Source organism: Paracoccus sp. FO-3 (genome assembly GCF_006386455.1).
GTDB classification, from domain to species: domain Bacteria; phylum Pseudomonadota; class Alphaproteobacteria; order Rhodobacterales; family Rhodobacteraceae; genus Paracoccus; species Paracoccus versutus.
In genome coordinates this window covers 24,002-49,224 of the sequence record NZ_VCBQ01000012.1, presented here as the reverse complement: position 1 = coordinate 49,224, position 25,223 = coordinate 24,002, and the positions used below count along the sequence as shown (strand labels likewise).

The window sequence follows — 25,223 nt, the reverse complement described above, 5'->3', positions numbered from 1 at the left end:
GCCGGAACCGTGAAGCCCAGGGAGGAGGAGGGGCTTCACCGTATCTGAGCGGCGGCATCCTCAGGGAGGAGGAGGGAGGATGCCGCCTGAACCCGGACCCAAGGGAGGAGGAGTGGGTCGGGTGTTCTATTCGTTTACTTCGTGCCCCAGGCGGCTTCGTAAGCCACGCTGCGGATGTTGCCGCGGTTCAGGCCCAGGTCGGCCAGTTCGCGGTTGGACAGGTCGCCCAGTTCGCGCAGGGTCTGGCGATAGACCGCCCGGCGGGCCATATGGTCACGGACATTGGCCACGAATTTCGCGATCGCGCCGTTGCCGGCGATGTCGTTGCGGTGCATACCGCCATGGATCAGATCGAGAACAGCCATTTCATTCACTCTTTCGTCTTGCGGATGGCGCGGTCGGTTTTCCCTGTCGCGCTGTTGAGACGAACATGGTCCCTTTTCTGCATCTGCACAATGGCCGCGGGCGAGATGCTGCTATGCAGAATCTACATGGCTGTTTCTGGGACACTGTTACAAAGCGTTAATAATCCGTGAATTTTTCAGCCTTTTTACAAGCTGGATCAAGTTTCCCTAGCAGATCGGTCGTATTTTACGCGGGGTCACAGGGGGTTAGCGGTATCAGCCCGCAAGCCCGGCTTGCCCATCCCCGCGCGAATTGCGATGCTGCGGGCGCTTTGATGCGGGGGTAGCCATGACCATCTCACGGGAACGTGTGCTTCAGGAACTTGCCCAGATCGCGGTTCCGGGGGGCGGCAACCTGGTTTCGGCCGATCTGGTGCGCGCGCTCAACGTCGAATCGGGCGCGGTGCGATTCGTCATCGAGGCGGCCGATGCGGCCTCTGCCCGCGCGCTGGCCCCGGTCGAGGCCGAGGCGCAGCGCCGGCTGTCCGCCCTGCCGGGGGTGGAGAAGGTGCAGATCGTCACCACCGCCCCGACCGCGCCGCGCGGCGGTGCCCCGCAGGTCGCGGCCCGTTCGGGCGGCGAGGCGCCGCCCAGCCTGAAGATCGGCCGCCACCCCACGCCCCAGGCCGGCCCCGCGCCGGTCAGCGGCGTGGCGCGGATCCTGGCCATCGGCTCGGGCAAGGGCGGGGTCGGGAAATCGACGCTGACCTCGAACCTGGCGGTGGCGCTGGCGCGCAAGGGGCGGCGGGTCGGCTTGCTGGACGCCGACATATACGGTCCCTCGCAGCCGCGCATGCTGGGCCTGACCGGGCAGCGCCCCACCAGCGACGGCCAGATGATCGAGCCGCTGCACGCCCATGGCGTCACCGTCATGTCGCTGGGCCTGATGATGAAGGAAGGCGAGGCGGTGGTCTGGCGCGGCCCGATGCTGATGGGCGCGCTGCAGCAGATGCTGAACCAGGTGAAATGGGGCGAGCTGGACGTGCTGCTGGTCGACCTGCCGCCCGGCACGGGCGACGTGCAGCTGTCGCTGTGCCAGAAGGCGCAGGTCAGCGGGGCGATCATCGTCTCGACCCCGCAGGACGTGGCGCTGATCGACGCCCGCCGCGCCATCGACATGTTCGACAAGCTCAAGACCCCGGTGCTGGGGCTGGTCGAGAACATGTCCACCTATATCTGCCCCAATTGCGGCCACGAGGCGCATCTGTTCGGCCATGGCGGCGTCGCCGCCGAGGCCGCGGCGCTGGACCTGCCCTTCCTGGGCGAGATCCCGTTGAACCTGGACCTGCGGCTTGCGGGCGATGCCGGCACGCCGATCGCGGCCGGCGACGGGCCGGTGGCGCAATCCTTCGTCCGGCTGGCCGAGCGGCTGATCGCCGGCGGCATGGCCTGACCTGGCCTTTCGCACCCGGCCGGGAAAACACGGGAAACGGGTCCGGGAAATCATGGGAACGGCCCCTGGATTCCGAATCACCGCGGCGTGATTGCCCGTGAAGGCCGGTCGAATCGGCAAGCTTTCCCCTTTTTCGACGGAAGAATCGCCCCTCCACCCGGTCGCGTGGGACGATTCTGGGAAATGGTGGGATTTATTTGCCACATCGGCGCTCCATACTACATCTAGTGGCTGTTCTATCCCTGCATCCGATACCTTCCCCTGTGATCGCGCCGGTGTGAATTTGTTCGCGCCGCGTTCGCCGGCAATAGCCCGCCTGCGCCCAGGTTCCGACCAAACAAATCCATTGCGTCCCATGAATTCCCATGGCATCCCTTGGCTCACGGAACGGGCTCGAGGGGCGCCAAGACCCCAAAAGGCGACAAGCAGCTTTCATACAGGCAACCCGTTTCCGAATGACCTCTGCGGCGCGCGAGCAGCACCTCCCCCAGGTGGCGCGAAACGCAGGGCGCGATCCCCGAAACTACGGGGCCCAGAGATGGGAACGAGGGCGGCGGATCGGGCAGTGGCAGCAGCCCGGTCCGCCTTTCCTTTTCGGGCAAACCGGAAAGGTCGGGACAGTGAAAGGAGGGCGCGCCGTTGGCACGCCGTTTCAGAGGGTCGGAAGAGGTCAAGGTGGACGCGAAGGGTCGCGTTTCCATCCCGGCCAAGTTCCGCCGGGTCTTTGAAGCCTCCGATCCCGACTGGCAGGCCGGCAAGCGCGCACAGCTGGTCATCGTCTACGGCACCCGCGACTGGAACTGGCTGCAGCTTTTCACCATCGAGGCGATGGAAGAGATCGAGGACGGCATCGCCCGCATGCCGCGCGGCTCGGCCGCCCGCAACCTTCTGGAAAACATCTACCAGGGTCACGCCGACGAGGCCGAGATCGACGGCGACGGCCGCCTGGTCCTGCCGCAGAAGCTGCGCGAGAAGATCGGCCTGACAGACAGCGCCTTCTTCATCTCGGCCGGCGACAGCCTGAAGGTCTGGACCCCCGATGCCTATGCCGAGGAAGAGCGCGCGCTGGAAGCCCGCGTGCCGGAACTTGAGCCGGGCGCCGATCCGCTGTCGCTGCTGGCCCCCGCCGCGGCGAAGGACGAGGGCTAGGGCATGGCCGAGGCTCCGCATATCCCCGTCCTGCTTGGCCCGCTGTTGCGGGCCGTTCAGCCTGTGACGGGCACCTGGGTCGACGGCACCTTCGGCGCCGGCGGCTATGCCCGCGGCCTGCTGGAGCAGGGCGCCGACCGAGTGATCGGCATCGACCGCGACCCGGCGGTCTTTCGCATGGCCGAGGCCTGGGCGGGCGAATATGGCGACCGGCTGCGGCTGGTCCAGGGCACGTTCTCGGACCTCGACAGGCTGGCCGGTGGGCCGGTCGACGGCGTGGTGCTGGACCTTGGCGTCAGCTCGATGCAGCTTGACCAGCCCGAGCGCGGCTTTTCCTTTTTGCGCGACGGACCCTTGGACATGCGCATGGGCGGCGAGGGGCCGACGGCGGCCGACCTGCTGAACAGCGCCCCCGAATCGGTCATCGCCGACGTGCTCTATCTCTACGGCGAGGAGCGCGCCTCGCGCCGCATCGCCAAGGCCATCGTCGCCGCCCGGCCGCTGAGCCGCACCGGCCAGCTTTCGGACATCGTCGCCGGCTGCCTGCCGCGCGCGAAGCCGGGGCAGAGCCATCCCTCGACCCGCGCCTTCCAGGCGATCCGCATCTGGGTGAACGACGAATTCGGCCAGCTGGTCGCCGGGCTTGCGGCGGCCGAACGGGCGCTGCGGCCGGGCGGCAAGCTGGCCGTGGTCAGCTTCCATTCGCTCGAGGACCGGATCGTCAAGCGGTTCATGCAGGCGCGCTCGAACAGCGCCGGCGGCGGCAGCCGCTATGCGCCCGAGGCCGCGCGCGAGGAGCCGGCCTTCACGCTGCCCTTCCGCCGCGCCATCGGCGCGGACGAGGCCGAGCTGGCGGCGAATCCGCGCGCCCGCTCGGCGTTGTTGCGGGTCGGCATCCGCACCGCGGCGCCGGCCGGCCGGGTCGATCCGGCGGGGCTGGGCCTGCCGCTGCTGTCGGAAAGGGGGGCGTGATGCGTTCGGTGCTTTACCTTCTGACCGCGCTTTCGGTGATGGGGCTGGCCTTCTGGGCCTATCGCGAGAATTACCGCACCCAGGCCGCCATCAGCGAGATGAGCGACATCCAGCGCCAGATCGGCCGCCTGCGCGAGGATCTGGGCGTGCTGCGCGCCGAATGGGCCTATCTGAACCGCCCCGAGCGCCTGCGCCAGCTGGTCGATCTGAATTTCGAGCGGCTGAAGCTGGTGCCCTTCGGTTCCGACCAGTTCGTGGACGTGGGGCAGGTGGCCTTCCCGGCGCCCCGGTCGCCCGAGCCCGCCCCCGGTTCCGCTGCCGATGCCGATCTGCCGGTCGAACGTCCCGCCGGCTTCCCGCCCCGCAGACCACAGGAGAGCACGCCATGATCCGCACCCCGCTGCGCCCGCTGGCCCGCATCCTTCGCGCCCGCGAAACAGGCGAGAACCCCGATGCCATCGAGGCCGAGAACCGCGCCCAAAGGCATGCCGCGATCCAGGAAAGGGCGCGCGGCAGCGCCCGGACCCGGCTGTTCTTCATGTCCTGCGCCTTTGCGCTGGCCTTTGGCACCGTGGGCGCCAAGATGGGCGTGCTGGCCGCCAGCCAGCCCAGCGAGCCGCGGGTGCAGACCACCGGCGCGCAGATCATCTCGCAGCGCGCCGACATCACCGACCGGCAGGGGCGGGTGCTGGCCACCAACCTGCTGACCCATTCGCTTTACGCCCATCCCCAGCAGATGGTCGAGCCCGAGCGCGCGGCGCGCGAACTGGTTCGCATCTTCCCCGACCTGGAGATCGAACGGCTGCAAAAGGACTTTACCGGCAAGCGCACCTTCGTCTGGATCAAGAAGAAGATCAGCCCCGAACAGATGCAGGCCGTGCATGACATCGGCGAGCCGGGGCTGCTGTTCGGCCCGCGCGAGATGCGGCTTTACCCGAACGGCCATATCGCCGCGCATATCCTGGGCGGCGCCACCTTCGGCAAGGAAGACGTGGCCAGCGCCGAGGTCGTCGGCGTCGCCGGCGTCGAAAAGGCCTTCGACCATTGGCTGCGCGATCCGGCCAATGACGGCGCGCCGCTGGCGCTTTCGCTGGACCTGACCGTCCAGGCCGCCATGGAGGAGGTGCTGGGCAACGGCATGAAGGTCATGAACGCCAAGGGCGCCACCGGCATCCTGATGGAGGTCAAGACCGGCGAGATCCTGGCCATGGCCAGCCTGCCCGATTTCGACCCCAACGACCGGCCGCGACCGCTGCTCAAGGGCGATCCCTCGGACAGCCCGCTGTTCAACCGCGCGGTGCAGGGGCAGTATGAATTGGGCTCGACCTTCAAGATCTTCCCGGTGGCGCAGGCCATCGACCTCAAGCTGGTCAGCCCGGCCACGATGATCAACGCCAAGGCGCCGATGAAGATCGGCAAATACCTGATCAACGAGTTCCGGGGCCACAATTACGGCACGCTTTCGGTGACGGACATCATCGTGAAGTCGTCGAACGTCGGCACCGTCCGGGTGGCCCAGCTGCTGGGCGCCGAGCGGCAGAGGGATTTCCTGCAGAAGCTGGGCTTCTTCGAGCCGACGCCGATCGAGATGAGCGAGGCGCCGACCGGCAAGCCGCTGGTGCCCAAGCGCTGGCCCGCCGTGACCTCGGCCACCGTGGCCTTCGGGCACGGGCTGGCGGCCAGCCCGCTGCATCTGGCCGCGGCCTATGCGACGGTCGCGAACGGCGGCAAGCGGGTGATGCCGACGCTGATCCACGACCGCCGCCCGCGCGGCGGCGAGCAGGTGCTGTCGCCCGAGGCCGCGCAGATCGCCGTGCAGATGCTGCGCCAGGTGGTGGTCCGCGGCAGCGGCCGCAGCGCCAATGTCGAGGGCTACGAGGTCGCGGGCAAGACCGGCACCGCCGACAAGCCGCGCCCGACGGGGGGCTATTACGGCAACAAGGTGGTCTCGACCTTCGCCTCGGTATTCCCGGCCAGCGATCCGCAATATGTGCTGGTGCTGTCGCTGGACGAGCCCTCGACCATCGGCCCCGGCGGCGAAAGCCGCACCGCGGGCGCGACCTCGGCGCCGGTGGCGGCCGAGGTGATCCGCCGCGTCGCACCGCTCTTGGGCCTGCGCCCGGCCACCGAATCGCAATTGCCGATGGTTGAACGGCCTTTGCCCGATGGGCTAAAGCTCGTCTCGAACTGATGAGCGGAGGCTTCGTGACCGAGCGGGCGATGCGGCTGTCCCTTCTGGGGCTGAGGGGGGACAAGGGGCGCGACCCCGAGATAACGGGCCTTGCCATGGATTCGCGGCAGGTCAGGCCCGGCCATCTGTTCGCGGCGCTGCCGGGTTCGGCCGCGCATGGGGGCGAGTTCATCCAATATGCGCTGCGCCAGGGCGCGGCCGCGATCCTGACCGACCGCAAGGGCGCCGAGATCGCCGCCGAGGTGCTGGCCGGCGCCGATGCCACGCTGGTGGTGGCCGAGGATCCCCGCGCCGCGCTGGCGGGCGCGAGCGCCCTGTGGTTCGCCGCCCAGCCCGAGACGATGGTCGCCGTCACCGGCACCTCGGGCAAGACCTCGGTCGCCAGCTTCACCCGGCAGATCTGGCAGGCGTTGGGCCACAAGGCGATCAGCCTGGGCACCATGGGCGTGCAGGGCGACTACCAGGCCAAGCTGGCCCATACCACGCCCGAGCCGATCACCCTGCACCGGGTGCTGGCCGAGGCGGCGGCTGCGGGCGTCACCCATGCGGCGATGGAGGCCAGCTCGCACGGGCTCGACCAGCGCCGGCTGGACGGGGTGCGGCTGAAGGCCGGCGCCTTCACCAATTTCAGCCAGGACCACCTGGATTATCACAAGAACTTCGACGAATATTTCGCCGCCAAGGCGCTGCTTTTCGATCATCTGCTGGACGAGGGCGCCGGGGCGGTCGTCAATATCGACGACCCGCGCGGCCGGCAGATGGCGGGGATCGCGCGCGAACGCGGCCTCGATCTGACGACCATCGGCAAGGACGCGGCGGCCGACCTGCGCATCCTGGGCCAGCGCTATGACGCGACCGGGCAGGACTTGCGCTTCAGCCTGCATGGCCAGGCGCATCTGGTGCGGCTGGCGCTGATCGGCGGCTTCCAGGCGGAAAACGTGCTGGCCGCCGCCGGCCTCGCCATTGCCGCCGGCGACGAGGCGCCCCGCGTGATCGAGACCCTGCCGGGGCTGACCACCGTGCGCGGCCGCATGGAACTGGCGGCGATGCGGGAAAACGGTGCGGCGGTCTTCGTCGATTACAGCCACAAGCCGGGCGCGCTGGCCTCGGCCCTGCAAAGCCTGCGCCCGCATGTCATGGGCCGCATCGTCGTGGTCTTTGGCGCCGGCGGCGACCGCGACCGGCTCAAGCGCCCGCTGATGGGCGAGGCGGCGCGGCAATTCGCCGACCTGGTCTATGTCACCGACGACAACCCGCGCAGCGAAGACCCGGCCGCGATCCGCGCCGAGGTGCTGGCCGGCGCCGGCCCCGAGGCCATCGAGGTCGGCGACCGCGCCGAGGCGATCCTGCGCGCCGTCGATGCCTTGCAGCCGGGCGACGCGCTGCTGATCGCCGGCAAGGGCCACGAGACCGGCCAGATCATCGGCAACGACGTTTACCCCTTCGACGATGCCGAGCAGGCCTCGGTGGCTGTCGCGGCGCTGGATGGCAAGATATGACGCTGTGGACCTCGCAGGATGCCGCCGCCGCGACCGGCGGCCGCGCCACCCGTGACTTTGCCGTCGGCGGCGTCTCCATCGACACCCGCACCATCCGGCCGGGCGACCTGTTCGTTGCCCTGCAGGCCGCCCGCGACGGCCACGACTTCGTCGCCCAGGCCCTGGAAAAGGGCGCCGGCGCCGCGCTGGTCAGCCGCATCCCCGAGGGCGTGGCCCCGGATGCGCCGCTGCTGGTCGTCCCCGACGTCCTGCCGGCGCTGGAGGCGCTTGGCCGCGCCGGCCGCGCCCGGATGGGCGGCAAGGTCATCGCCATCACCGGCTCGGTCGGCAAGACCTCGACCAAGGAGATGGCGCGCATCGCGCTTGCCGGGCAGGGCAGCATCCACGCGGCCGAGGCCAGCTACAACAACCATTGGGGCGTGCCGCTGACGCTGGCGCGCATGCCCCAGGACACCGATTTCGCCATCATCGAGATCGGCATGAACCATCCCGGCGAGATCGAGCCGCTGGCCCGCCTCGCCCGCCCGCATGTGGCCATGATCACCACCGTCGCCGCCGCCCACCTGGAGGCTTTCGGCGCCATCGAGGGCATCGCCCGCGAAAAGGGCGCGATCTTTCGCGGTCTCATGCAGCCCGGCACCGCCATCCTGCCCGAGGATCTGCCGGTCACGCAATTGCTGCGCGACTGCGCCGACGAGGCCGGCGCCATCGTCATCGGCTTCGGCCAGCAGGGCATGGCCCGGCCGCTGAAGGCGGAGACGGTGGACGGCACGACCCAGGTCCGCGCCCGCGTGCTGGGCGATGTGGTGGATTTCACCCTGGCGACTCCGGGCACGCATTTCGTCATGAACGCGGTCGGCGTGCTGGCGGCGCTGTCGGCCGCGGGGGCCGACGTGGCCCAGGCGGCGGCGCGCCTTTCCGACTGGCGCCCGCCGCTGGGCCGCGGCGCGGTCGAGGATCTGGGCGGCATCCGGCTGATCGACGATGCCTATAACTCCAACCCCACCTCGCTTTCGGCCGGGCTTGCGACGCTGGCGCGGCTGACCGGCGGGCGCCGGGTGGCGATCCTGGGCGACATGCTGGAACTCGGCCCGGACGAGATCGCGCTCCATGCCGGCATGGCCGCCGATCCCGCGATGCCGGCCGTCGACCTGGTCCATACCGCCGGCCCGCGCATGCGCGCCCTGCACGAGGCGCTGCCCCAGGCCCGCCGCGGGCGCCATGCCGAGACCGCCGCAGAACTGGCCGAGAGCGTGGCCGAACTGGTCGCGCCCGGCGATATCGTGCTCGTGAAGGGTTCGAAGTCCTCCAGGGTCTCGACGGTGGTTGACGCGCTGCGGCGGACGCGCCAAAGCACGCCCCCTGGCGAAAGGACAGCGTAATGCTCTATTGGCTCACGAACCTCTCCGACGGCGGGGATTTCTTCAACCTTTTCCGATATATCACCTTCCGGGCCGGGGGCGCCTTCTTCACCGCGCTGCTCTTCGGCTTCTTCTTTGGCCGGCCGCTGATCGACCTGCTGCGCCGCAAGCAGAAAAAGGGCCAGCCGATCCGCGACGACGGGCCGCAGAACCATTTCTCCAAGGCCGGCACCCCGACCATGGGCGGGCTGCTGATCCTCGCCGCGCTCAGCATCGGCACGCTGCTCTGGGCGCGGCTCGACAACGGCTATGTCTGGATCGTGCTTTTGGTCACGCTGGGTTTCGCCGCCATCGGCTTTGCCGACGACTATGCCAAGGTCACGAAGCAGCATCACGCGGGGCTCTCGGGCAAGGTGCGGCTGCTGATCGGGCTCTGCATCGCCGCCGCCGCCGGCGCCGCGGCCGCCTGGCTGCACCCGGCGGCGCTCAGCGGCGAGCTGGCGCTGCCCTTCTTCAAGGATGCGCTGATCAACCTGGGCCTGCTCTACGTGCCCTTCGCCGTGCTGGTGATCCTGGGCGCGGCCAATGCGGTGAACCTGACCGACGGGCTCGACGGGCTGGCGATCATGCCGGTGATGATCGCGGCCGGCAGCTTCGCGGTGATCGCCTATATGGTCGGCAACGCGAATTTCGCCAATTACCTCGGCGTGCATTTCGTGCCCGGCACCGGGGAGCTTGCGGTCTTCGTCGCGGCGCTGATCGGCGGCGGCCTGGGCTTCCTGTGGTATAACGCGCCCCCCGCCGCCGTCTTCATGGGCGACACCGGCAGCCTCGCGCTCGGCGGTGCCCTGGGCGCCATCGCGGTCGTCACCAAGCACGAGATCGTCCTGGCCATCGTCGGCGGGCTCTTCGTGGTCGAGGCGCTGTCGGTCATCATCCAGGTGCTCTATTTCAAGCGCACCGGCAAGCGGGTGTTCCTGATGGCCCCGATCCACCACCATTTCGAAAAGAAGGGCTGGGGCGAGGCGCAGATCGTGATCCGTTTCTGGATCATCGCGCTGATCCTGGCGCTGATCGGGCTTGCCACCCTGAAGCTGCGCTGACAGGCTTTCTCCGTTTTGCAAATACTCTCGGGGGGTCCGGGGGGCGAAGCGCCCCCGGCCTGCAACAGCGAAGGAAACAGCATGATCCCGGTCCAGGGCGTCCAGAACCAGACCATCGCCGTGCTCGGCCTCGGCCGCTCGGGCCGCGCTACCGCCGCCGCCCTCGCCGCGGGCGGCGCTCGGGTCGTGGTCTGGGACGACGGGCTGGACACCCGCGAACAGGCGGCGGCCGGCGGCATGATCGTCCTCGACCTGACCCGCGACGCCAACTGGGACGGCATCTCGGCGCTGATCACCAGCCCCGGCATCCCGCATCTCTACCCCAGGCCGCACCCGGTCATCGCGAAAGCCTATGAACTCGGCGTGCCGGTCGACAACGACATCGGCCTGTTCTTCCGCAGCTTCGCCACGGCGGAATGGGAACGGTTCGACACCACCCCGCGCGTCATCGCCGTGACTGGCTCGAACGGCAAATCCACCACCACTGCGCTGATCCACCATATCCTGAAGGAAGCCGGCCGCCCGACCCAGATCGGCGGCAATATCGGCACCGGCGTGCTGTCGCTGGAACCCGCCCATGACGGCGAGGTGGTGGTGCTGGAACTCTCCAGCTACCAGACCGACCTGGCCCGCGCCCTGACCCCGGATGTCGCCGTCTTCACCAATCTTTCGCCCGACCATCTCGACCGCCATGGCGGCCTGGGCGGCTATTTCGCCGCCAAGCGCCGGCTTTTCGCCGAGGGCGGGCCGGACCGCGCCGTGATCGGCGTCGACGAGCCCGAGGGCCGCTATCTTGCCGGCCAGCTTGCCATGGCCCCTTCGGACGACCGGGTGATCCGCATCTCCTCGGGGCAGAAGCTCGACCATTTCGGCTGGTCGGTCTTTGCCCGCAAGGGCTTCCTTTCGGAATACCGCAAGGGCCGCCAGGCCGGTTCGATCGACCTGCGCGAGGTCAAGGGGCTGCCAGGCGAGCACAACCACCAGAACGCCTGCGCCGCCTATGCCGCGACCCGCGCCGTCGGCATCGCCCCGCGCGAGATCGAGCGCGCCTTCCACAGCTTCCAGGGCCTGCCGCATCGCAGCCAGACCGTGGCCGAGATCGGCGGCGTGGCCTGGGTCAACGACAGCAAGGCCACCAATGTCGATGCCGCCGCCAAGGCGCTGGCCGCCTTCCCGCGCATCCGCTGGATCGCCGGCGGCATGGGCAAGGACGGCGGCATCGAGGCGCTGGCCCCCTTCCTCGGCAATGTCACCAAGGCCTATCTGATCGGCCATTCCGCGCGCGACTTCGCGCTCCAGATCGGCCAGACCCCGCATGAGATCGCCGAGACCATGGAGCAGGCCGTCGCCCGCGCCGCGGCCGAGGCCCAGCCGGGCGAGACGGTGCTGCTTGCCCCCGCCGCCGCCAGCTTCGACCAATACCCGAATTTCGAAAAGCGCGGCGAGCATTTCACCGCCCTGGTCCAGGCGTTGCGGCGCTGATCTTCTCTGTTGTGCAAATACCCCTGCGACGGCGCCCGCCGGCGCTGTTCCATGGGTATTTAAGCAACGAAGAAGCTGTGAAAATGGCCCCGGCGCGAGCCGGGGCCTGTTGCGGCCGTTCCGCCGGGATCAGAAGGAATAGCCGATCCGCACGCCCGCGGCCCAGGCGTGGTTGCCCGACATGCGCGCCCGCGCCACGTCCGGGGTGCCGGTTTCGGCATAGGCGTCGCCCAGCTTGACATAGCTGATGCCGGTCGTGACCTTGATGTTGTCGCGGGTATAGATCGCGGCCACCGTCACGCCCTTGCGCCCATTGGTCGGCGCCAGGGGAGAGACCAGGTCGTCGCCATCAGGCTCGTACATGAAGGACAGCGAGCCCGACCAGTTCTCGGTGAACTTGCGCCCCACGCCGATGGTGTAGGTCGTGGTGTCCTCCAACTCGACCAAGCCGGCCCCGGTGACGGCGACCAGGCGCTCGGGATTCACAAGGAACTCGGACCAGTTCACCCAGCGGATCGAGCCGAACAGCAGCGTATCGGCGGCGATGCCGGTCTGCCCCTCCAGCGTCCAGGAGCGCGGGGTCTTCACGGTGGTTTGCGATGTGCCGTCAAGCAGGGGCATTGCTGGTGCGGGACCGGGTCCGTCCGGGTCGATGAGCGGACCGGACTCGGTGGTGTCGAAGTCATGCTCGATGGGCGAGTTGTAGGTCAGCGAGACGCGCGCCGCGATCTCGGGGATCTCATAGGCGACCCCCGCGACCCAGCCCACGCCCCAGGAGCTGTCCAGATCGACATTATAGCCGGGCGCGACGCCGAGGGCACCATAGGCCGCCCCGGTCAGCGTGACATTCGCATCGGCGCGCGAGCCGCGCAGTCCGCCGTGGACCGAGAAATTGTTGTCGAACTTGTAGCGCAGCAGGGCGGTGTAGGTGGTCGAGTTGACCTCGACCGAGGTGCCGCCGAAGGCCACCGACTCGCCGACCGCATAGGCGATGTCCGCACCGAAGGGCTGTTCCATGATGAAGACGCCCGACAGGTGGTCGGTGAACTGATGCTTGTAGCTCAGGCCGGCGAAGCCATAGCCCTTGGCCACATCACCGGTTCCCCGACCGCCGAAGACCGCCAGATCCTGTCCCGACACGTCCGGGTTCACCCCGCCGAAGCTCAGTTCCAGGTAATTGCCCTGCTCGAACAGCGGCGCCAGCGATTGCGGCGCGCGCTCGATCCCGCCGGCCAGAACGGGCGCGGCGCTTGCCAGCAGGGCGCCGATGCCGGTGACGATCCTTTTCATGGTTTTCCTCCCTAGCCAGGTTCGTGACGAACCCCTTGGTTCAACCTGCGGCAGCCTGCCCGCTTGCGTCAATCGCCGGCGCCCGGTAACGCGGCGTTCTGACGCATCCGGCCGCTCTGGCGTGGCCTGCCGGCAACGCTATGACATGAAGGATCAAGGGAGGTCCGTCATGCGCTTTGCCCCACCCCGGCTCAACCCGCCCGGCCTCTGGCGCCGGGTTCCGCCCGCGATCTTTCCGCCGCTGCTGGGCGCGCTGGGGCTTGCCCTGGCCTGGCGCGCGGCGACGGCGCGCTTCGGCCTGCCGCCGGGGCTTTCGGGGATGATGGTGGGCATGGTCGTCGCGGCCTGGGCCTTTGCGGTCCTGGCCTATGGCAGCAAGCTGCTTCGCCGCCCCGCCGTGCTGGTCGAGGAATTGCGCGTCCTGCCCGGCCGCGCCGGCATCGCGGCGGCGCTGGTCGGCATCTATGTCGCGGCGCAGCTGCTTGCCCCCTTTGCGCCGGCCCTGGCCCAGGGGGTGCTGGTCGCGGGCATGGCGGCGCATCTGGCCTTCTGGGCGGTGGCGATCCCGGTCATGGCCCGCACGCCGGGTCAGGGGCGGGTGACGCCGGTCTGGCAGCTGACCTTCGTCGGGCCCATCGTCGCCGCGCAGGCGGCCGCCGGCTTCGGCTGGACGGCGCTGGCCCAGGCGCTGTGGTGGCCGATGGCGGCCATGGCGGGCTTTGTCTGGGCCGTCAGCCTGTATCAGGCCCTGACCGAGCGGCTGCCGGCGCCCTTGCGCCCGCTGCTGATGATCCACCTGGCCCCCATAGCCATGCTGGGCAATGTCGCCGCCGCGTTTGGCTGGCAGCAGGTGGCGCTGGGGCTGGCCTGGGCCGCGGCCGCGGCGCTGGTCCTGGCCGCCCTGCGCCTGCGCTGGCTGGTCGAGGCGGGGTTCTCGCCGCTTTGGGGCGCCTTCACCTTCCCGCTGGCGGCGACGGCGGGGCTGTGGACTGCGGTCTCGGGCTTTACGCCGGGCTGGGCGCTGCCGGCGCAGATCCTGCTGGTGACGGCAAGCCTGGTGGTGCTGCCGATCCTGTTCCGGGTCTGGCGCGCCTGGGCCAGCGGCGGGCTGGCCATGAAAACCAACGCGGCCATTGCCTGACGGTCTGGACATTCCCGCCGACGCGTGAAATGGGAAACTGCCAAACGAACCCCTGACAAGGATGCTCCCATGCAGATTCGTGAGGCTTTGACCTTCGACGATGTTCTCCTCGTTCCTGCGGCGTCCTCGGTGATGCCCTCGACCGCCGACGTGACGACCTATGTCACCAAGCAGATCCGCATGAACATCCCGCTGCTCTCCAGCGCCATGGATACCGTCACCGAAAGCCGCATGGCCATCGCCATGGCCCAGGCCGGCGGCATCGGCGTGATCCACCGCAACCTGACCGCCGAGCAGCAGGCCGACGAGGTCCGCCGGGTGAAGCGTTTCGAATCGGGCATCGTCTACGACCCGATCACCCTGACCCCCGACCAGACCATCGCCGATGCCAAGGCCCTGCAGGAGCGCTACAACGTCACCGGCTTTCCGGTGGTGGACGCGGCCGGGCGCGTGGTCGGCATCATCACCAACCGCGACATGCGCTTTGCCAACAGCGACGACATGCCGGTGCGGGCGGTGATGACCTCGGGCAACCTCGCCATCCTGCGCGAGCCGGCCGATCGGGCCGAGGCCATCGACCTGATGAAGGCCCGCCGTATCGAGAAGCTGCTGATCACCAATGCCGAAGGCAAGCTGACCGGCCTGCTGACGCTGAAGGATACCGAGAAATCGGTGCTGAACCCCCTGGCCTGCAAGGACGAGCTGGGCCGGCTGCGCGTCGCCGCCGCCTCGACCGTCGGCGACGAGGGCTACGAGCGCAGCCTGGCGCTGGTCGAGGCCGGGGTGGACCTGGTGGTGATCGACACCGCGCATGGCCATTCCGAAGGCGTGGCGCGCGCCGTTTCCCGCATCAAGGCGCATTCGAACGCGGTGCAGGTCATCGCCGGCAACGTGGCCACGGCCGATGCCGCGCGCGCGCTGGTCGATGCCGGGGCGGATGCGATCAAGGTCGGCATCGGGCCGGGCTCGATCTGCACCACGCGCATCGTCGCGGGCGTCGGCGTGCCGCAGCTGACGGCCATCATGGATGCGGCGCGCGGCGCGGGCGAGGTGCCGGTGATCGCGGATGGCGGCATCAAGTTCTCGGGCGATTTCGCCAAGGCCATCGCGGCGGGGGCGTCCTGCGCCATGGTCGGCTCGGCCATCGCCGGCACCGACGAAAGCCCCGGCGAGGTGATCCTGTACCAGGGCCGCAGCTTCAAGTCCTATCGCGGCATGGGCTCGCTGGGCGCCATGGCGCGCGGCTCGGCCGACCGCTATTTCCAGAAGGACGCGGCCAGCGACAAGCTGGTGCCCGAGGGGATCGAGGGGCAGGTGCCCTACAAGGGCTCGGCCGCAGCGGTGATCCACCAGCTGGTCGGCGGCCTGCGCGCCGCCATGGGCTATACCGGCAACGCCACCGTGGCCGAGATGCGCGGCGGCTGCCAGTTCGTGCGCATCACCGGCGCCGGGTTGAAGGAAAGCCACGTCCACGACGTGCAGATCACCCGCGAAAGCCCGAACTATCGGCTGGGCTGATCCGGCCTGCGGCGGGGCCGGCCACGGGCCCCGCTTACCGAATCTTAACCGCCCCGCGCTAGAGACGGCCAGAGAGTCCTTGTCTGTGGCCGTTTCATGTTCCGTCTCGTTGCAATTCTATATGTTCTGGCGCTGGTCCTGGCGCCCATCCGCGCGCTGGCGCTGCCCTCGGCCGATGTGTGCGAATGGGCCGCGCAGCAAGCCGCGGCGGAGAGCGGGGTTCCCGCCGACATCCTGGGCGCGCTGACGCTGACCGAGACCGGGCGCCGCCTGGACGGGCTGGTGCGCCCCTGGGCCTGGAGCGCCAATGCCGAGGGCGAGGGCACCTGGTTCGACGATCCCGCCAGCGCCGTCGCCTTTGCCCAGGATCGTCTGGCGCAGGGGCGCACCAATCTCGACATCGGCTGCTTTCAGCTGAACTATCGCTGGCACGGCGCGCATTTCTCGTCGGTGGCGCAGATGTTCGATCCGCTGGAAAACGCCCGCTATGCCGCCCGCTTCCTGCGCCAGCTGCATGACGAGACGGGCGATTGGCGGCAGGCGGCGGGGGCGTTCCATTCCCGCACCCCGGTCCATGCGCAGCGCTACCTGGCCCGTTTCGACACGCTGCTTCAGATGCTGCGCGAACGGGGATTTTCGGGCATGGCGGATTCGCCCGAGACCTATAACAGCTTCGCCGCGATCGGCACCGCTCGGCGCAGCCGGGTGCGCGAGCGGGTGATGCTGCTTGGCGCGCCCCTTGGCAGCGATGTGACGGGGCGGCCCGGCTCGTTGGCGGTGCTGGCGGCGGGACGTTCGCCCCTGGCGGCGGGGGGTGGGCCGATGATCGCGCTCCGCCTGGCCGGGGCCGATGACGAAGGCGCCTTGCTCTGGCAGCCGGGGGCGGTGGCCCGGCGGGATTGACAAAGCCTCGCCGGCACCTTTTCTGGACCCCATCCGCCACCTGCCGCGCCTGGGACGCTGCCTGACATGACGCCCGCCGCCCGTGCCGCCGCGGCCATCGCCATCCTTGACCGCATCCTTGACGGGCAGGCCGCCGAAGCGGCGCTGATCCGCTGGGCGCGCGCCAGCCGCTTTGCCGGCTCGGGCGACCGCGCCGCGGTGCGGGATCTGGTCTTCGACGCCCTGCGCCGGCTGCGGTCGCGCGCCGTCCTGGGCGGGGCGCTGTCCGGGCGCGGGCTGCTGCTTGGCATGTGCCGCGACGAGGGGCTGGACCCGGACGCGCTTTTCACCGGCGAAGGCCACGGGCCGCCGCTGCTTTCGGATGCCGAGCGGGCGGCGGGGCACGCGCCCACGCCGGACGAGGCGCTGGACCTGCCCGACTGGCTGCTGCCGCTGTGGCGCAAGGCGCTTGGCCCGGATGCCGAGCCCGTGGCGCTGGCCATGCGCGAGCGTGCGCCGGTCTGGCTGCGGGTCAACCTGCGCCGCGCCGATCCCGCCCGCGCCGTCGCCGCGCTGGCCGGGGAGGGCATCGCGGCCGTGCCCCATCCCGACCTGCCGACGGCGCTGCGCATCACCGAGGGCGCCCGGCGCCTGGCCGCCAGCCGCGCCTATCGCGAAGGGCTGGTCGAGTTGCAGGATCTGTCGCCGCAGATGGCCTGCGCGGCCCTGCCGGCGCGGGGCAGCCTGCTGGATTTCTGCGCCGGCGGCGGCGGCAAGGCGCTGGCGCTGGCGGCGCGGGGCGCAAGCCCGATCGTCGCGCATGACACCGACGCGGCGCGCATGGCCGACCTGCCCGCGCGCGCCGAACGGGCGGGGGTGCGCATCCGTCTGGCGGCGCCCGGCCAGGTGGCGGGCCGCTTCGACACGGTCGTCGCGGACGTGCCCTGTTCGGGCAGCGGAACCTGGCGGCGCAGCCCGGATGCCAAATGGCGGCTGACCCGCGACGATCTGGATCGGCTTGCAAGCCGGCAGGCCCTGATCCTGGAGCAGGCGGCGGGCTTCGTCGCCGAAGGCGGGCACCTGGCCTATATGACCTGCTCGGTCCTTGCCGTTGAAAACGACGAGCAGGTGCAGGGTTTCCTGGCGCGCGATCCCCGGTTCGAGCAGATCCTGACGCGGCATTTTTCCCCGCTTTCGGCCTCGGACGGCTTTTATCTGGCGCTGATGCGCCGCCGTTAACCCTCTGTTAACGCGCATGCGCTATGCAGCGGAAAAATGCGGGTTGCGAGGGGCTGGATGAATTCGGAACGGGCGGAATCCCTGCGTGCGGCGCAAATCCTGCTGCCTTTCCTGACGCTGCCTGCGGTGGTCGGGGCGCTTTGGCTGGCCTTGCAGCCCCAGCATGCCGCGGGGGGCGCGACCTTCCTGGCGGTGGGGGCGGCCGTGACCGCCTGGTATCTGCTGGGGGGGGCGCTCTCGGTCCGCCATCTCTGGCGCGGGCTGGCGGTGCGGCGCGACCTGAACCAGGTGCTGCCGGCCGTCCTGGACCATGACCTGCCGGCCTTTGCCGTCGGGCCTGACGGCCTGGTCCTGGCGCAGAACCAGGTGGGGCTGGACAGGATCGGCGACCTGGTCGGCCGGCATGTGCAGGATGCGCTGGGCCGGCGCCATGCCGATCCGAAGACGCTTTGGAGCGACCTTGGCCTTGGGCTGGCGCGCAGTGGCAAGGTGCGCGCCGATCTGGGCGATGCCGGCGAATATCTGGTGACGCGGCGGGCCGGCTCGGCCATCCAGCTGTGGCAGGCGGCCGCGCCCGAGCGCCCGGCACCGCCCCCCGCCCCGCCGCCGCGGGCGGATGGGGACGATTTCGACCTGCTTCCCGTCTCGTTGCTGATCCTCGATCCGGCCGCCAATATCGTTCGCGCCAATGCCGCCGCCTGCGCCTTGCTGGGCGGGCCGGTGCTGGGCCAGAACCTGGCGACGCTGCTGGACGGGCTGGGGCGGGAACTGGCGGGTTGGATCTCGGATGTCAGCGCCGGCCGCACGGTCGGCGGCAGCGAGGTGCTGCATGTCAGGGCCGAGGGCCCGGACCGTTTCGTGCAGCTGTCGCTGACCCGCGGCCGGGACGAACATGTGACCGCCGTGCTTTCCGATGCCAGCGCGCTCAAGACGCTCGAGGCGCAATTCGTGCAAAGCCAGAAGATGCAGGCCATCGGCCAGCTTGCCGGCGGCATTGCCCATGATTTCAACAACCTGTTGACCGCGATCACTGGGCATTGCGACCTGCTGATGCTGCGCCACGACAAGGCCGATCCCGATTATGCCGACCTGGACCAGATCAGCCAGAACGCGAACCGGGCGGCGGCGCTGGTCCGGCAGTTGCTGGCGTTTTCGCGCAAGCAGACGCTCAAGCCGCAGATCATGGACCTGCGCGACACGCTTTCGGAGCTGACGCATCTGCTCAACCGGCTGGTGGGCGAGCGGATCGTGCTGACCTTCGACCATGATCCGGCCCTGCGGATGATCCATGCCGACCGCCGCCAGCTGGAGCAGGTGATCATGAACCTGGTGGTGAATGCCCGCGATGCCATGCCCGAGGGCGGCGACATCGCCATCTGCACCGACAATCTCCGGCTGGAGGCCAGGACCGAATTCGGCCGCGCCACCCTGCCGGCCGGGGACTATGTCCGCGTCCAGGTCTGCGACCAGGGCTGCGGCATCGCCGCCGATGACCTGGCCAAGATCTTCGAGCCCTTCTTCACCACCAAGCGCACCGGCGAGGGGACGGGGCTTGGCTTGTCCACCGCCTATGGCATCGTGAAGCAGACCGGCGGCTATATCTTCTGCGACAGCACGCCGGGCGAGGGCAGCTGCTTTTCCCTGTTCTTCCCGGCCCATGACCGCGGCAACCCCGAAGAGGTGCAGGCCCCGGCCCCCTCCGGGCCGATTCGCGCGCGCCGCGACGTCGAGGCGACGGTCCTGCTGGTCGAGGACGAGGCGCCGGTGCGGGCCTTTGCCAGCCGGGCGCTCAAGTTGCAGGGCTTTGACGTGCTCGAGGCCGCCTGTGCCGAAGATGCCTTGTCGCTGCTGGCCGACCGGCGGCTTGTGGTCGACGTCTTCGTGACCGACGTGGTGATGCCCGGCATGGACGGGCCGGCCTGGGTGCGCACCGCGCTGCGCGACCGGCCCGGCACGAAGGTCATCTTCATGTCGGGCTATGCCGAGGACATCTTTTCCGAGGGACGGCCGCCGGTGCCGGGTGCGGCCTTCCTTGCAAAGCCGTTCTCGCTTTCGGACCTGACCGCGCTGGTGGCGCGACAATTGGAGGGCGGCTAGGTCACCTCGGGTGCGGGGGGATCAAAGCGTATCGTAAAGCGCGAAATCCCGCGCCATGACCTTGCGCAGCAGGGATTCCTGCTGGGCATTCAGGCTGACATCGACCGCCGGAGGCACGTTGACGCGGGGCAGGCTGATCGCGCAATCCAGCCGATCCTCGAGGAAATGGGTGAAGGCCTCCATATCCTCGTAGCGAAAGATGCGATCGATGCGATCCACTTCCGCGGTCAGGAAATCCGCCTGGGCGCCGACGCGGGCGATGTCGGGGCCCGCGGGATCGGCATAGGCCTGCGCGAAATCCGCGAAGTTGAGGCCGATCATGGCATGGTTCGGGTCTTCGCCGTCGTCGCGCAGGCGAAAGCGATACCAGCTGCGCAGCCATCCGATCGGTTCGCGCATCAGGGCGATGGTGGTGAATTTCTCGCCGGTGACGGAATGCAGCCAGGGCTCGATATGGCGGCGATAGGTGCGCAGATCGGCGTGCTTCAGCTCGGCCGGGCGCTGGACGGCGACATTGGCGAGGGGCTCGAGCGCGGTCTCGACCGCGGTGGATCCTGCTTTCGGCGTGGCCAGGAAAACCAGCCGTCTTTCCCAGAATATCAGCATTTCCTGCAAACTTTCAGCCATTGCGGCATGGCGCGGGATAGCCATTCGCCCTGGGAGTGTAAACCGTTTCTTAATCCTTTTGCGGCATCCTGGCCCAGGAAGAAGAGAGATCTTCCGATTCGCGAAGCAGGACTTGCATTTCCGCGCAATGATGCGCAAATAGGAACATCCCGTGAACAAAAGGGCGGGCGGGCGCTGATTGCCCCGGATGGCGGGGTGTGAAATAAGCATGAGGACCGCATGGCAGGGGCAACACTTTTCGACATGAACGACAAGCGATCCGCAGACAAGCAGAAGGCGCTGGACAGCGCGCTGGCCCAGATCGAACGGCAGTTCGGCAAGGGCTCGATCATGAAGCTGGGCGCCGACAACCCGGTGGCCGAGATCGAGGCCACTTCGACCGGTTCGCTGGGGCTCGACATCGCGCTGGGGATCGGCGGCCTGCCCAAGGGCCGGATCATCGAGATCTTCGGGCCGGAAAGCTCGGGCAAGACCACGCTGACGCTGCATGTCGTGGCCGAGGAGCAGAAGAAGGGCGGCGTCTGCGCCTTCGTCGATGCCGAACACGCGCTGGACCCGCAATACGCCAAGAGGCTGGGCGTCAACCTGGACGAGCTGCTGATCAGCCAGCCCGACACGGGCGAGCAGGCGCTGGAGATCGTCGATACGCTGGTGCGCTCGGGCGCGGTCAGCCTGGTCGTGGTCGATTCGGTGGCGGCGCTGACGCCGAAATCCGAGATCGAGGGCGACATGGGCGACATGCAGATGGGCAGCCAGGCCCGGCTGATGAGCCAGGCGATGCGCAAGCTGACCGCCAGCATCGGGCGGTCGAACTGCATGGTGATCTTCATCAACCAGATCCGCATGAAGATCGGGGTGATGTTCGGCAGCCCCGAGACGACCACCGGCGGCAATGCGCTGAAGTTCTATGCCTCGGTGCGCCTGGACATCCGCCGCACGGGCTCGATCAAGGACCGGGACGAGGTGACCGGCAATGCCACCCGGGTCAAGGTGGTGAAGAACAAGGTCGCGCCCCCCTTCCGCGAGGTCGAATTCGACATCATGTATGGCGAGGGCATCTCGAAGGTCGGCGAGTTGATCGACCTGGGCGTCAAGGCCGGCGTGGTCGAGAAATCGGGATCCTGGTATTCCTATGGCGACGAGCGCATCGGCCAGGGTCGTGAAAATGCCAAGCAGTTCCTGCGCGACCATCCCGACATGGCCTATGCGATCGAGGACAAGATCCGCGCCAGCCATGGGCTGGACTTCGGCGTCAAGGATGACGGGGACGAGGTGATGGCCGAAGACTGACCCCCCGATCGGGTCGGTGTCCGAGACGAGGCACGGGGGCTTTGCCCCCACGCTTCCTGCGCCCCTGGATGGGGCGCAGGAAGCGTTCCCCCAGGATATTTGCACAAGGAAGAAACTGCCGTCGGCGCCAGGCCATGCAGGATTGCTGGACAGCCGCCATGGCTGGGGCTAGACCGGGCGGCACACCGGTTCTGGCCGGAAAGACCGCTTTGCGATGAAGGCCCGATATGCCCAGCTTGAATGACATCCGCTCGACCTTCCTGAACTATTTCGAACGCAACGGCCACAGGGTCGTCGAGTCGAGTCCCCTGGTGCCGCGAAACGACCCGACCCTGATGTTCACCAACTCGGGCATGGTGCAGTTCAAGAACCTGTTCACCGGGGTCGAGACCCGCGACTACAAGCGCGCCACCACTGCGCAGAAATGCGTCCGCGCCGGCGGCAAGCACAACGACCTCGACAATGTCGGCTATACCGCGCGCCACCATACCTTCTTCGAGATGCTGGGGAATTTCAGCTTCGGCGATTATTTCAAGGAAGGCGCGATTCCCTTTGCCTGGGAGTTGCTGACCAAGGATTTCGGCATCCCCAGGGACAAGCTGCTGGTCACGGTCTATCACACCGATGACGAGGCGGCGGACATCTGGAAGAAGGTCGCGGGGCTTTCCGACGACCGCATCATCCGCATCCCCACCAGCGACAATTTCTGGCAGATGGGCCCGACCGGCCCCTGCGGCCCCTGCACCGAGATCTTCTATGACCATGGCGAGCAGATCTGGGGCGGCCCGCCCGGCTCGGCCGAGGAGGACGGCGACCGCTTCATCGAGATCTGGAACCTCGTCTTCATGCAGAACGAGCAGTTCGAGGATGGCTCGATGCGGGCGCTGGACATGCAGTCCATCGACACCGGCATGGGGCTGGAGCGGATCGGCGCGCTCTTGCAGGGCAAGCATGACAATTACGACACCGATCTGATGCGCAGCCTGATCGAGGCCAGTGCGCATGCGACCAGCGCCGACCCCGACGGCCCCGGCAAGGTGCATCACCGCGTCATCGCCGACCATCTGCGCTCGACCAGCTTCCTGATCGCCGACGGGGTCATGCCCTCGAACGAGGGGCGCGGCTATGTGCTGCGCCGCATCATGCGCCGCGCCATGCGTCACGCCCATATGCTGGGCGCCAAGGATCCGGTGATGCACCGCCTGGTCCCGGCGCTGGTGCGCGAGATGGGCGCCGCCTATCCCGAGCTTGGCCGCGCACAGGCGCTGATCGAGGAGACGCTGAAGCTGGAGGAGACCCGCTTCAAGCAGACGCTGGACCGCGGCTTGCGGCTGCTGGACGACGAGTTGGCGAAGCTGCCCGAGGGGGCGAACCTGCCGGGCGAGGCGGCCTTCAAGCTTTACGATACCTATGGCTTCCCGCTGGACCTGACTCAGGACGCGTTGCGCGAAAAGGGCCGCGCGGTCGACACCGCCGGCTTCGATTCGGCGATGGCCGAGCAGAAGGCCAAGGCCCGCGCCGCCTGGGCCGGCTCGGGCGAGACCAAGGACGCCGCGATCTGGTTCGACATCGCCGAAGAACATGGCGCGACCGAGTTCCTGGGCTATGACACCGAGATCAGCGAGGGCCAGATCCTGGCGCTGGTGCAGGATGGTGCCGCCGTCGAGGAGGCGGGCGAGGGCCTGGCGGTGCAGATCGTGGTGAACCAGACGCCTTTCTATGCCGAATCCGGCGGCCAGGTCGGCGATACCGGGCTGATCAAGACCGAGACCGGCGCCGCGCGCGTGACCGACACGAAAAAGACCGGCGGCGTCTTCATCCATATCGCCGAGGTGACGCTGGGCACGATCCAGCCCGGCCAGGGCGCGCAGCTTTCCGTCGACCACGACCGCCGCAGCGCCATTCGCGCCAATCACTCGGCCACGCATCTGCTGCACGAGGCGCTGCGCCGCGCCCTGGGCGAACATGTCGCGCAGCGCGGCAGCCTGAACGCGCCCGACCGGCTGCGTTTCGACTTCAGCCATGCCAAGGCGATGACGCCCGAGGAACTGGTGCGGGTCGAGCGCGAAGTGAACGACTTCATCCGCCAGAACAGCCCGGTCGAGACCCGGATCATGACCCCGGACGACGCCCGCGCCCTGGGGGCGCAGGCGCTGTTCGGCGAGAAATATGGCGACGAGGTGCGCGTGGTCTCGATGGGCGATCTGCCGGGCTCGGGCAAGGGCACCGGCGGCCAGACCTATTCGCTGGAGCTTTGCGGCGGCACGCATGTCGCGCGCACCGGCGACATCGGCATGTTCGCGCTGACCTCGGAAACCGCATCCGCCGCCGGCATCCGCCGCATCGAGGCGCTGACCGGCCAGGCGGCGATGGACGAGTTGCGCCGCGTGGATGGCGAACTCAATGAAATCGCCGGCATCCTCAAGGCGCAGACCGGCGACGTGGTGAACAAGGTTCGCGCCCTGGCCGATGAGCGCAAGGCGCTGGCCAACGAGGTTGCGCAGCTCAAGCGCCAGCTGGCCATGGGCGGCGGCTCCGAGGACAAGCCGCGCGAGATCAACGGCGTCAAGCTGATTGCCCGCCGCGTCGAGGGGGTGAGCGGCAAGGAGCTTGGCCCGCTGGTCGACGAGATGAAGTCGCGGCTTGGTTCGGGCGCAGTGGTGGTGCTGGCCGAGGCGGACGGCAAGGCGACGGTGGCGGCCGGCGTGACCCCTGACCTGACCGGCCGGATCAGCGCCATCGAACTGGTGCAGGCCGCGACGGTTGCGCTTGGCGGCAAGGGCGGCGGCGGCCGGCCCGACCGCGCCCAGGGCGGGGCGCCCAGCCTTGCCGCTGCCGACAGCGCGATCGCTGCCGTCGAAACCCTGATCGGAGAGAAAGCATGACCGCGCTGTGGATCGCCCATGTCAACGTGACCGACCCCGAGGCCTATGGCGAATATGCCCGGCTGGCGGGTCCGGCGATTGCCGCATATGGCGGGGTCTTTCTTGCCCGCGGCTCGCGCTATGTGCAGCTTGAAGGCAAGGACCGCGCCCGCAACGTGGTGGCGCGCTTTCCCAGCGTCGAGGATGCGGTGGCCTGCTATCGTTCGGCCGAGTATCAGGCGGCGCTGGACCACGCCCGAGAGGCGGCCGAGCGCGATCTTGTCATCGTCGAGGAAAACCCGGCTTAGCCGGTTTAGTCACCGCATTTGGTGGATCGAATCACCGATGAATCCATGTGGGTCCGACCTCCAGGGGTTGCCGATGCATTCGCACGGCGTGAGGCCGCTCAGCGTCATCTTCACGCCCTGACAGTTGCGGAACCCCGCGGCTTCGATCCCGCCTTCGACCGCGGCTAGTTGCAACATGCCGCTGCGCCGGCCCTATGCGGGCAGATAGACGCGCGATGTGATCAGCCCCCGCCTTGATAGAGCCTCGATATAGAGTTCGGTCACGACCCTATAGGGTGCCGTTGAACTCCGCCAAGCCGTGGCAGCTACCCTTTAAAGGGGTGCCCGCCTGTCTGATGCTGGACGCAGGCAGGCATTTCGCGCCGCGGGTTTCGATCTTCTCGATTGGCATGCAGGAGATCCCCTGCGCAGCG

Annotated in this window: 20 protein-coding genes; 17 read left to right on the top strand and 3 right to left on the bottom strand. The window is 68.6% G+C overall.

What is annotated here, in order from left to right; all coding sequences use genetic code 11:
- Positions 1–134 precede the first annotated feature (134 nt).
- A complete protein-coding gene (locus FE811_RS05180) occupies positions 135–365 on the bottom strand; it encodes a DUF1127 domain-containing protein (protein WP_036750211.1) in 231 nt (76 codons plus the stop codon).
- Between the two features lie 328 nt (positions 366–693).
- On the opposite strand from FE811_RS05180, the gene FE811_RS05175 reads away from it, so the two are divergent.
- The 9 genes from FE811_RS05175 (at position 694) to murD (ending at position 11,554) form a co-directional block, all read left to right on the top strand.
- Positions 694–1,797: an Mrp/NBP35 family ATP-binding protein gene (locus tag FE811_RS05175; RefSeq protein ID WP_116223002.1), complete on the top strand. Its 1,104-nt coding sequence runs from the start codon at positions 694–696 to the stop codon at positions 1,795–1,797.
- Positions 1,798–2,436: 639 nt separating this feature from the next.
- Complete coding sequence (gene mraZ, locus FE811_RS05170) at positions 2,437–2,946, top strand: division/cell wall cluster transcriptional repressor MraZ (RefSeq protein ID WP_116223001.1); 510 nt, start codon at positions 2,437–2,439, stop codon at positions 2,944–2,946.
- Positions 2,947–2,949: 3 nt separating this feature from the next.
- Complete coding sequence (gene rsmH / locus FE811_RS05165) at positions 2,950–3,918, top strand: 16S rRNA (cytosine(1402)-N(4))-methyltransferase RsmH (protein ID WP_114535134.1); 969 nt, start codon at positions 2,950–2,952, stop codon at positions 3,916–3,918.
- The gene (locus tag FE811_RS05160) at positions 3,918–4,307 is read left to right on the top strand and encodes a cell division protein FtsL (RefSeq protein ID WP_036750200.1); all 390 of its coding nucleotides are present in this window, start codon (positions 3,918–3,920) and stop codon (positions 4,305–4,307) included. Before rsmH ends, FE811_RS05160 begins: the two co-directional genes overlap by 1 nt.
- Complete coding sequence (locus tag FE811_RS05155) at positions 4,304–6,109, top strand: penicillin-binding protein 2 (protein WP_036750197.1); 1,806 nt, start codon at positions 4,304–4,306, stop codon at positions 6,107–6,109. Before FE811_RS05160 ends, FE811_RS05155 begins: the two co-directional genes overlap by 4 nt.
- Positions 6,109–7,608 (top strand): UDP-N-acetylmuramoyl-L-alanyl-D-glutamate--2,6-diaminopimelate ligase, encoded by a 1,500-nt coding sequence (locus FE811_RS05150; protein ID WP_370362663.1) that lies wholly within the window; start codon positions 6,109–6,111, stop codon positions 7,606–7,608. Before FE811_RS05155 ends, FE811_RS05150 begins: the two co-directional genes overlap by 1 nt.
- Complete coding sequence (gene murF / locus FE811_RS05145) at positions 7,605–8,990, top strand: UDP-N-acetylmuramoyl-tripeptide--D-alanyl-D-alanine ligase (RefSeq protein ID WP_116223000.1); 1,386 nt, start codon at positions 7,605–7,607, stop codon at positions 8,988–8,990. The genes FE811_RS05150 and murF overlap by 4 nt, the downstream gene beginning before the upstream one ends.
- Positions 8,990–10,072 carry a phospho-N-acetylmuramoyl-pentapeptide-transferase gene (gene mraY / locus FE811_RS05140; RefSeq protein WP_036750191.1) on the top strand — a complete coding sequence of 361 codons (1,083 nt, stop codon included), beginning with the start codon at positions 8,990–8,992 and terminating at the stop codon, positions 10,070–10,072. Before murF ends, mraY begins: the two co-directional genes overlap by 1 nt.
- Positions 10,073–10,153: 81 nt before the next feature.
- A complete protein-coding gene (murD, locus tag FE811_RS05135; RefSeq protein WP_116222999.1) occupies positions 10,154–11,554 on the top strand; it encodes a UDP-N-acetylmuramoyl-L-alanine--D-glutamate ligase in 1,401 nt (466 codons plus the stop codon).
- A gap of 129 nt (positions 11,555–11,683) precedes the next feature.
- Here the strand turns inward: murD and FE811_RS05130 are convergent, their stop codons facing one another.
- Entirely contained in the window at positions 11,684–12,844 is a 1,161-nt protein-coding gene (locus tag FE811_RS05130; protein WP_116222998.1) for an OmpP1/FadL family transporter, read from the bottom strand.
- A 169-nt stretch (positions 12,845–13,013) separates the two neighbouring features.
- On the opposite strand from FE811_RS05130, the gene FE811_RS05125 reads away from it, so the two are divergent.
- The 5 genes from FE811_RS05125 (at position 13,014) to FE811_RS05105 (ending at position 19,721) form a co-directional block, all read left to right on the top strand.
- Positions 13,014–13,985 (top strand): tellurium resistance protein, encoded by a 972-nt coding sequence (locus tag FE811_RS05125; RefSeq protein ID WP_166435611.1) that lies wholly within the window; start codon positions 13,014–13,016, stop codon positions 13,983–13,985.
- Between the two features lie 69 nt (positions 13,986–14,054).
- Complete coding sequence (guaB, locus tag FE811_RS05120) at positions 14,055–15,503, top strand: IMP dehydrogenase (protein ID WP_036750180.1); 1,449 nt, start codon at positions 14,055–14,057, stop codon at positions 15,501–15,503.
- 96 nt (positions 15,504–15,599) lie between these two features.
- The gene (locus FE811_RS05115; protein ID WP_116222996.1) at positions 15,600–16,406 is read left to right on the top strand and encodes a hypothetical protein; all 807 of its coding nucleotides are present in this window, start codon (positions 15,600–15,602) and stop codon (positions 16,404–16,406) included.
- 66 nt (positions 16,407–16,472) lie between these two features.
- Positions 16,473–17,624 carry an RsmB/NOP family class I SAM-dependent RNA methyltransferase gene (locus FE811_RS05110; protein WP_116222995.1) on the top strand — a complete coding sequence of 384 codons (1,152 nt, stop codon included), beginning with the start codon at positions 16,473–16,475 and terminating at the stop codon, positions 17,622–17,624.
- A 57-nt stretch (positions 17,625–17,681) separates the two neighbouring features.
- Positions 17,682–19,721: a PAS domain-containing hybrid sensor histidine kinase/response regulator gene (locus FE811_RS05105; RefSeq protein ID WP_116222994.1), complete on the top strand. Its 2,040-nt coding sequence runs from the start codon at positions 17,682–17,684 to the stop codon at positions 19,719–19,721.
- A 21-nt stretch (positions 19,722–19,742) separates the two neighbouring features.
- Here FE811_RS05105 and FE811_RS05100 read toward each other — a convergent pair whose 3' ends face one another.
- Positions 19,743–20,327, bottom strand: a complete 585-nt coding sequence (locus FE811_RS05100; protein ID WP_116222993.1) for a hypothetical protein — start codon at positions 20,325–20,327, stop codon at positions 19,743–19,745.
- A 240-nt stretch (positions 20,328–20,567) separates the two neighbouring features.
- Here FE811_RS05100 and recA point away from each other — a divergent pair, with 240 nt between their 5' ends.
- From recA to FE811_RS05085, 3 genes are all read left to right on the top strand, one after another.
- The gene (gene recA / locus FE811_RS05095; protein WP_036750166.1) at positions 20,568–21,638 is read left to right on the top strand and encodes a recombinase RecA; all 1,071 of its coding nucleotides are present in this window, start codon (positions 20,568–20,570) and stop codon (positions 21,636–21,638) included.
- Between the two features lie 227 nt (positions 21,639–21,865).
- The gene (alaS, locus tag FE811_RS05090) at positions 21,866–24,523 is read left to right on the top strand and encodes an alanine--tRNA ligase (RefSeq protein WP_116222992.1); all 2,658 of its coding nucleotides are present in this window, start codon (positions 21,866–21,868) and stop codon (positions 24,521–24,523) included.
- Complete coding sequence (locus FE811_RS05085) at positions 24,520–24,810, top strand: DUF1330 domain-containing protein (RefSeq protein ID WP_116222991.1); 291 nt, start codon at positions 24,520–24,522, stop codon at positions 24,808–24,810. The genes alaS and FE811_RS05085 overlap by 4 nt, the downstream gene beginning before the upstream one ends.
- The last annotated feature ends 413 nt before the right edge of the window (positions 24,811–25,223 follow it).

Coding starts and splice junctions, on each gene's coding strand:
- guaB (WP_036750180.1), top strand. CDS start 14,055: ATGCAGATTCGTGAGGCTTTGACCTTCGACGATGTTCTCCTCGTTCCT.
- FE811_RS05115 (WP_116222996.1), top strand. CDS start 15,600: ATGTTCCGTCTCGTTGCAATTCTATATGTTCTGGCGCTGGTCCTGGCG.
- FE811_RS05125 (WP_166435611.1), top strand. CDS start 13,014: ATGCGCTTTGCCCCACCCCGGCTCAACCCGCCCGGCCTCTGGCGCCGG.
- FE811_RS05180 (WP_036750211.1), bottom strand. CDS start 365: ATGGCTGTTCTCGATCTGATCCATGGCGGTATGCACCGCAACGACATC.
- FE811_RS05150 (WP_370362663.1), top strand. CDS start 6,109: ATGAGCGGAGGCTTCGTGACCGAGCGGGCGATGCGGCTGTCCCTTCTG.
- FE811_RS05100 (WP_116222993.1), bottom strand. CDS start 20,327: ATGCTGATATTCTGGGAAAGACGGCTGGTTTTCCTGGCCACGCCGAAA.
- mraY (WP_036750191.1), top strand. CDS start 8,990: ATGCTCTATTGGCTCACGAACCTCTCCGACGGCGGGGATTTCTTCAAC.
- recA (WP_036750166.1), top strand. CDS start 20,568: ATGGCAGGGGCAACACTTTTCGACATGAACGACAAGCGATCCGCAGAC.
- murD (WP_116222999.1), top strand. CDS start 10,154: ATGATCCCGGTCCAGGGCGTCCAGAACCAGACCATCGCCGTGCTCGGC.
- FE811_RS05130 (WP_116222998.1), bottom strand. CDS start 12,844: ATGAAAAGGATCGTCACCGGCATCGGCGCCCTGCTGGCAAGCGCCGCG.
- murF (WP_116223000.1), top strand. CDS start 7,605: ATGACGCTGTGGACCTCGCAGGATGCCGCCGCCGCGACCGGCGGCCGC.
- FE811_RS05160 (WP_036750200.1), top strand. CDS start 3,918: ATGCGTTCGGTGCTTTACCTTCTGACCGCGCTTTCGGTGATGGGGCTG.
- FE811_RS05155 (WP_036750197.1), top strand. CDS start 4,304: ATGATCCGCACCCCGCTGCGCCCGCTGGCCCGCATCCTTCGCGCCCGC.
- FE811_RS05085 (WP_116222991.1), top strand. CDS start 24,520: ATGACCGCGCTGTGGATCGCCCATGTCAACGTGACCGACCCCGAGGCC.
- FE811_RS05175 (WP_116223002.1), top strand. CDS start 694: ATGACCATCTCACGGGAACGTGTGCTTCAGGAACTTGCCCAGATCGCG.
- alaS (WP_116222992.1), top strand. CDS start 21,866: ATGCCCAGCTTGAATGACATCCGCTCGACCTTCCTGAACTATTTCGAA.
- rsmH (WP_114535134.1), top strand. CDS start 2,950: ATGGCCGAGGCTCCGCATATCCCCGTCCTGCTTGGCCCGCTGTTGCGG.
- FE811_RS05105 (WP_116222994.1), top strand. CDS start 17,682: ATGAATTCGGAACGGGCGGAATCCCTGCGTGCGGCGCAAATCCTGCTG.
- FE811_RS05110 (WP_116222995.1), top strand. CDS start 16,473: ATGACGCCCGCCGCCCGTGCCGCCGCGGCCATCGCCATCCTTGACCGC.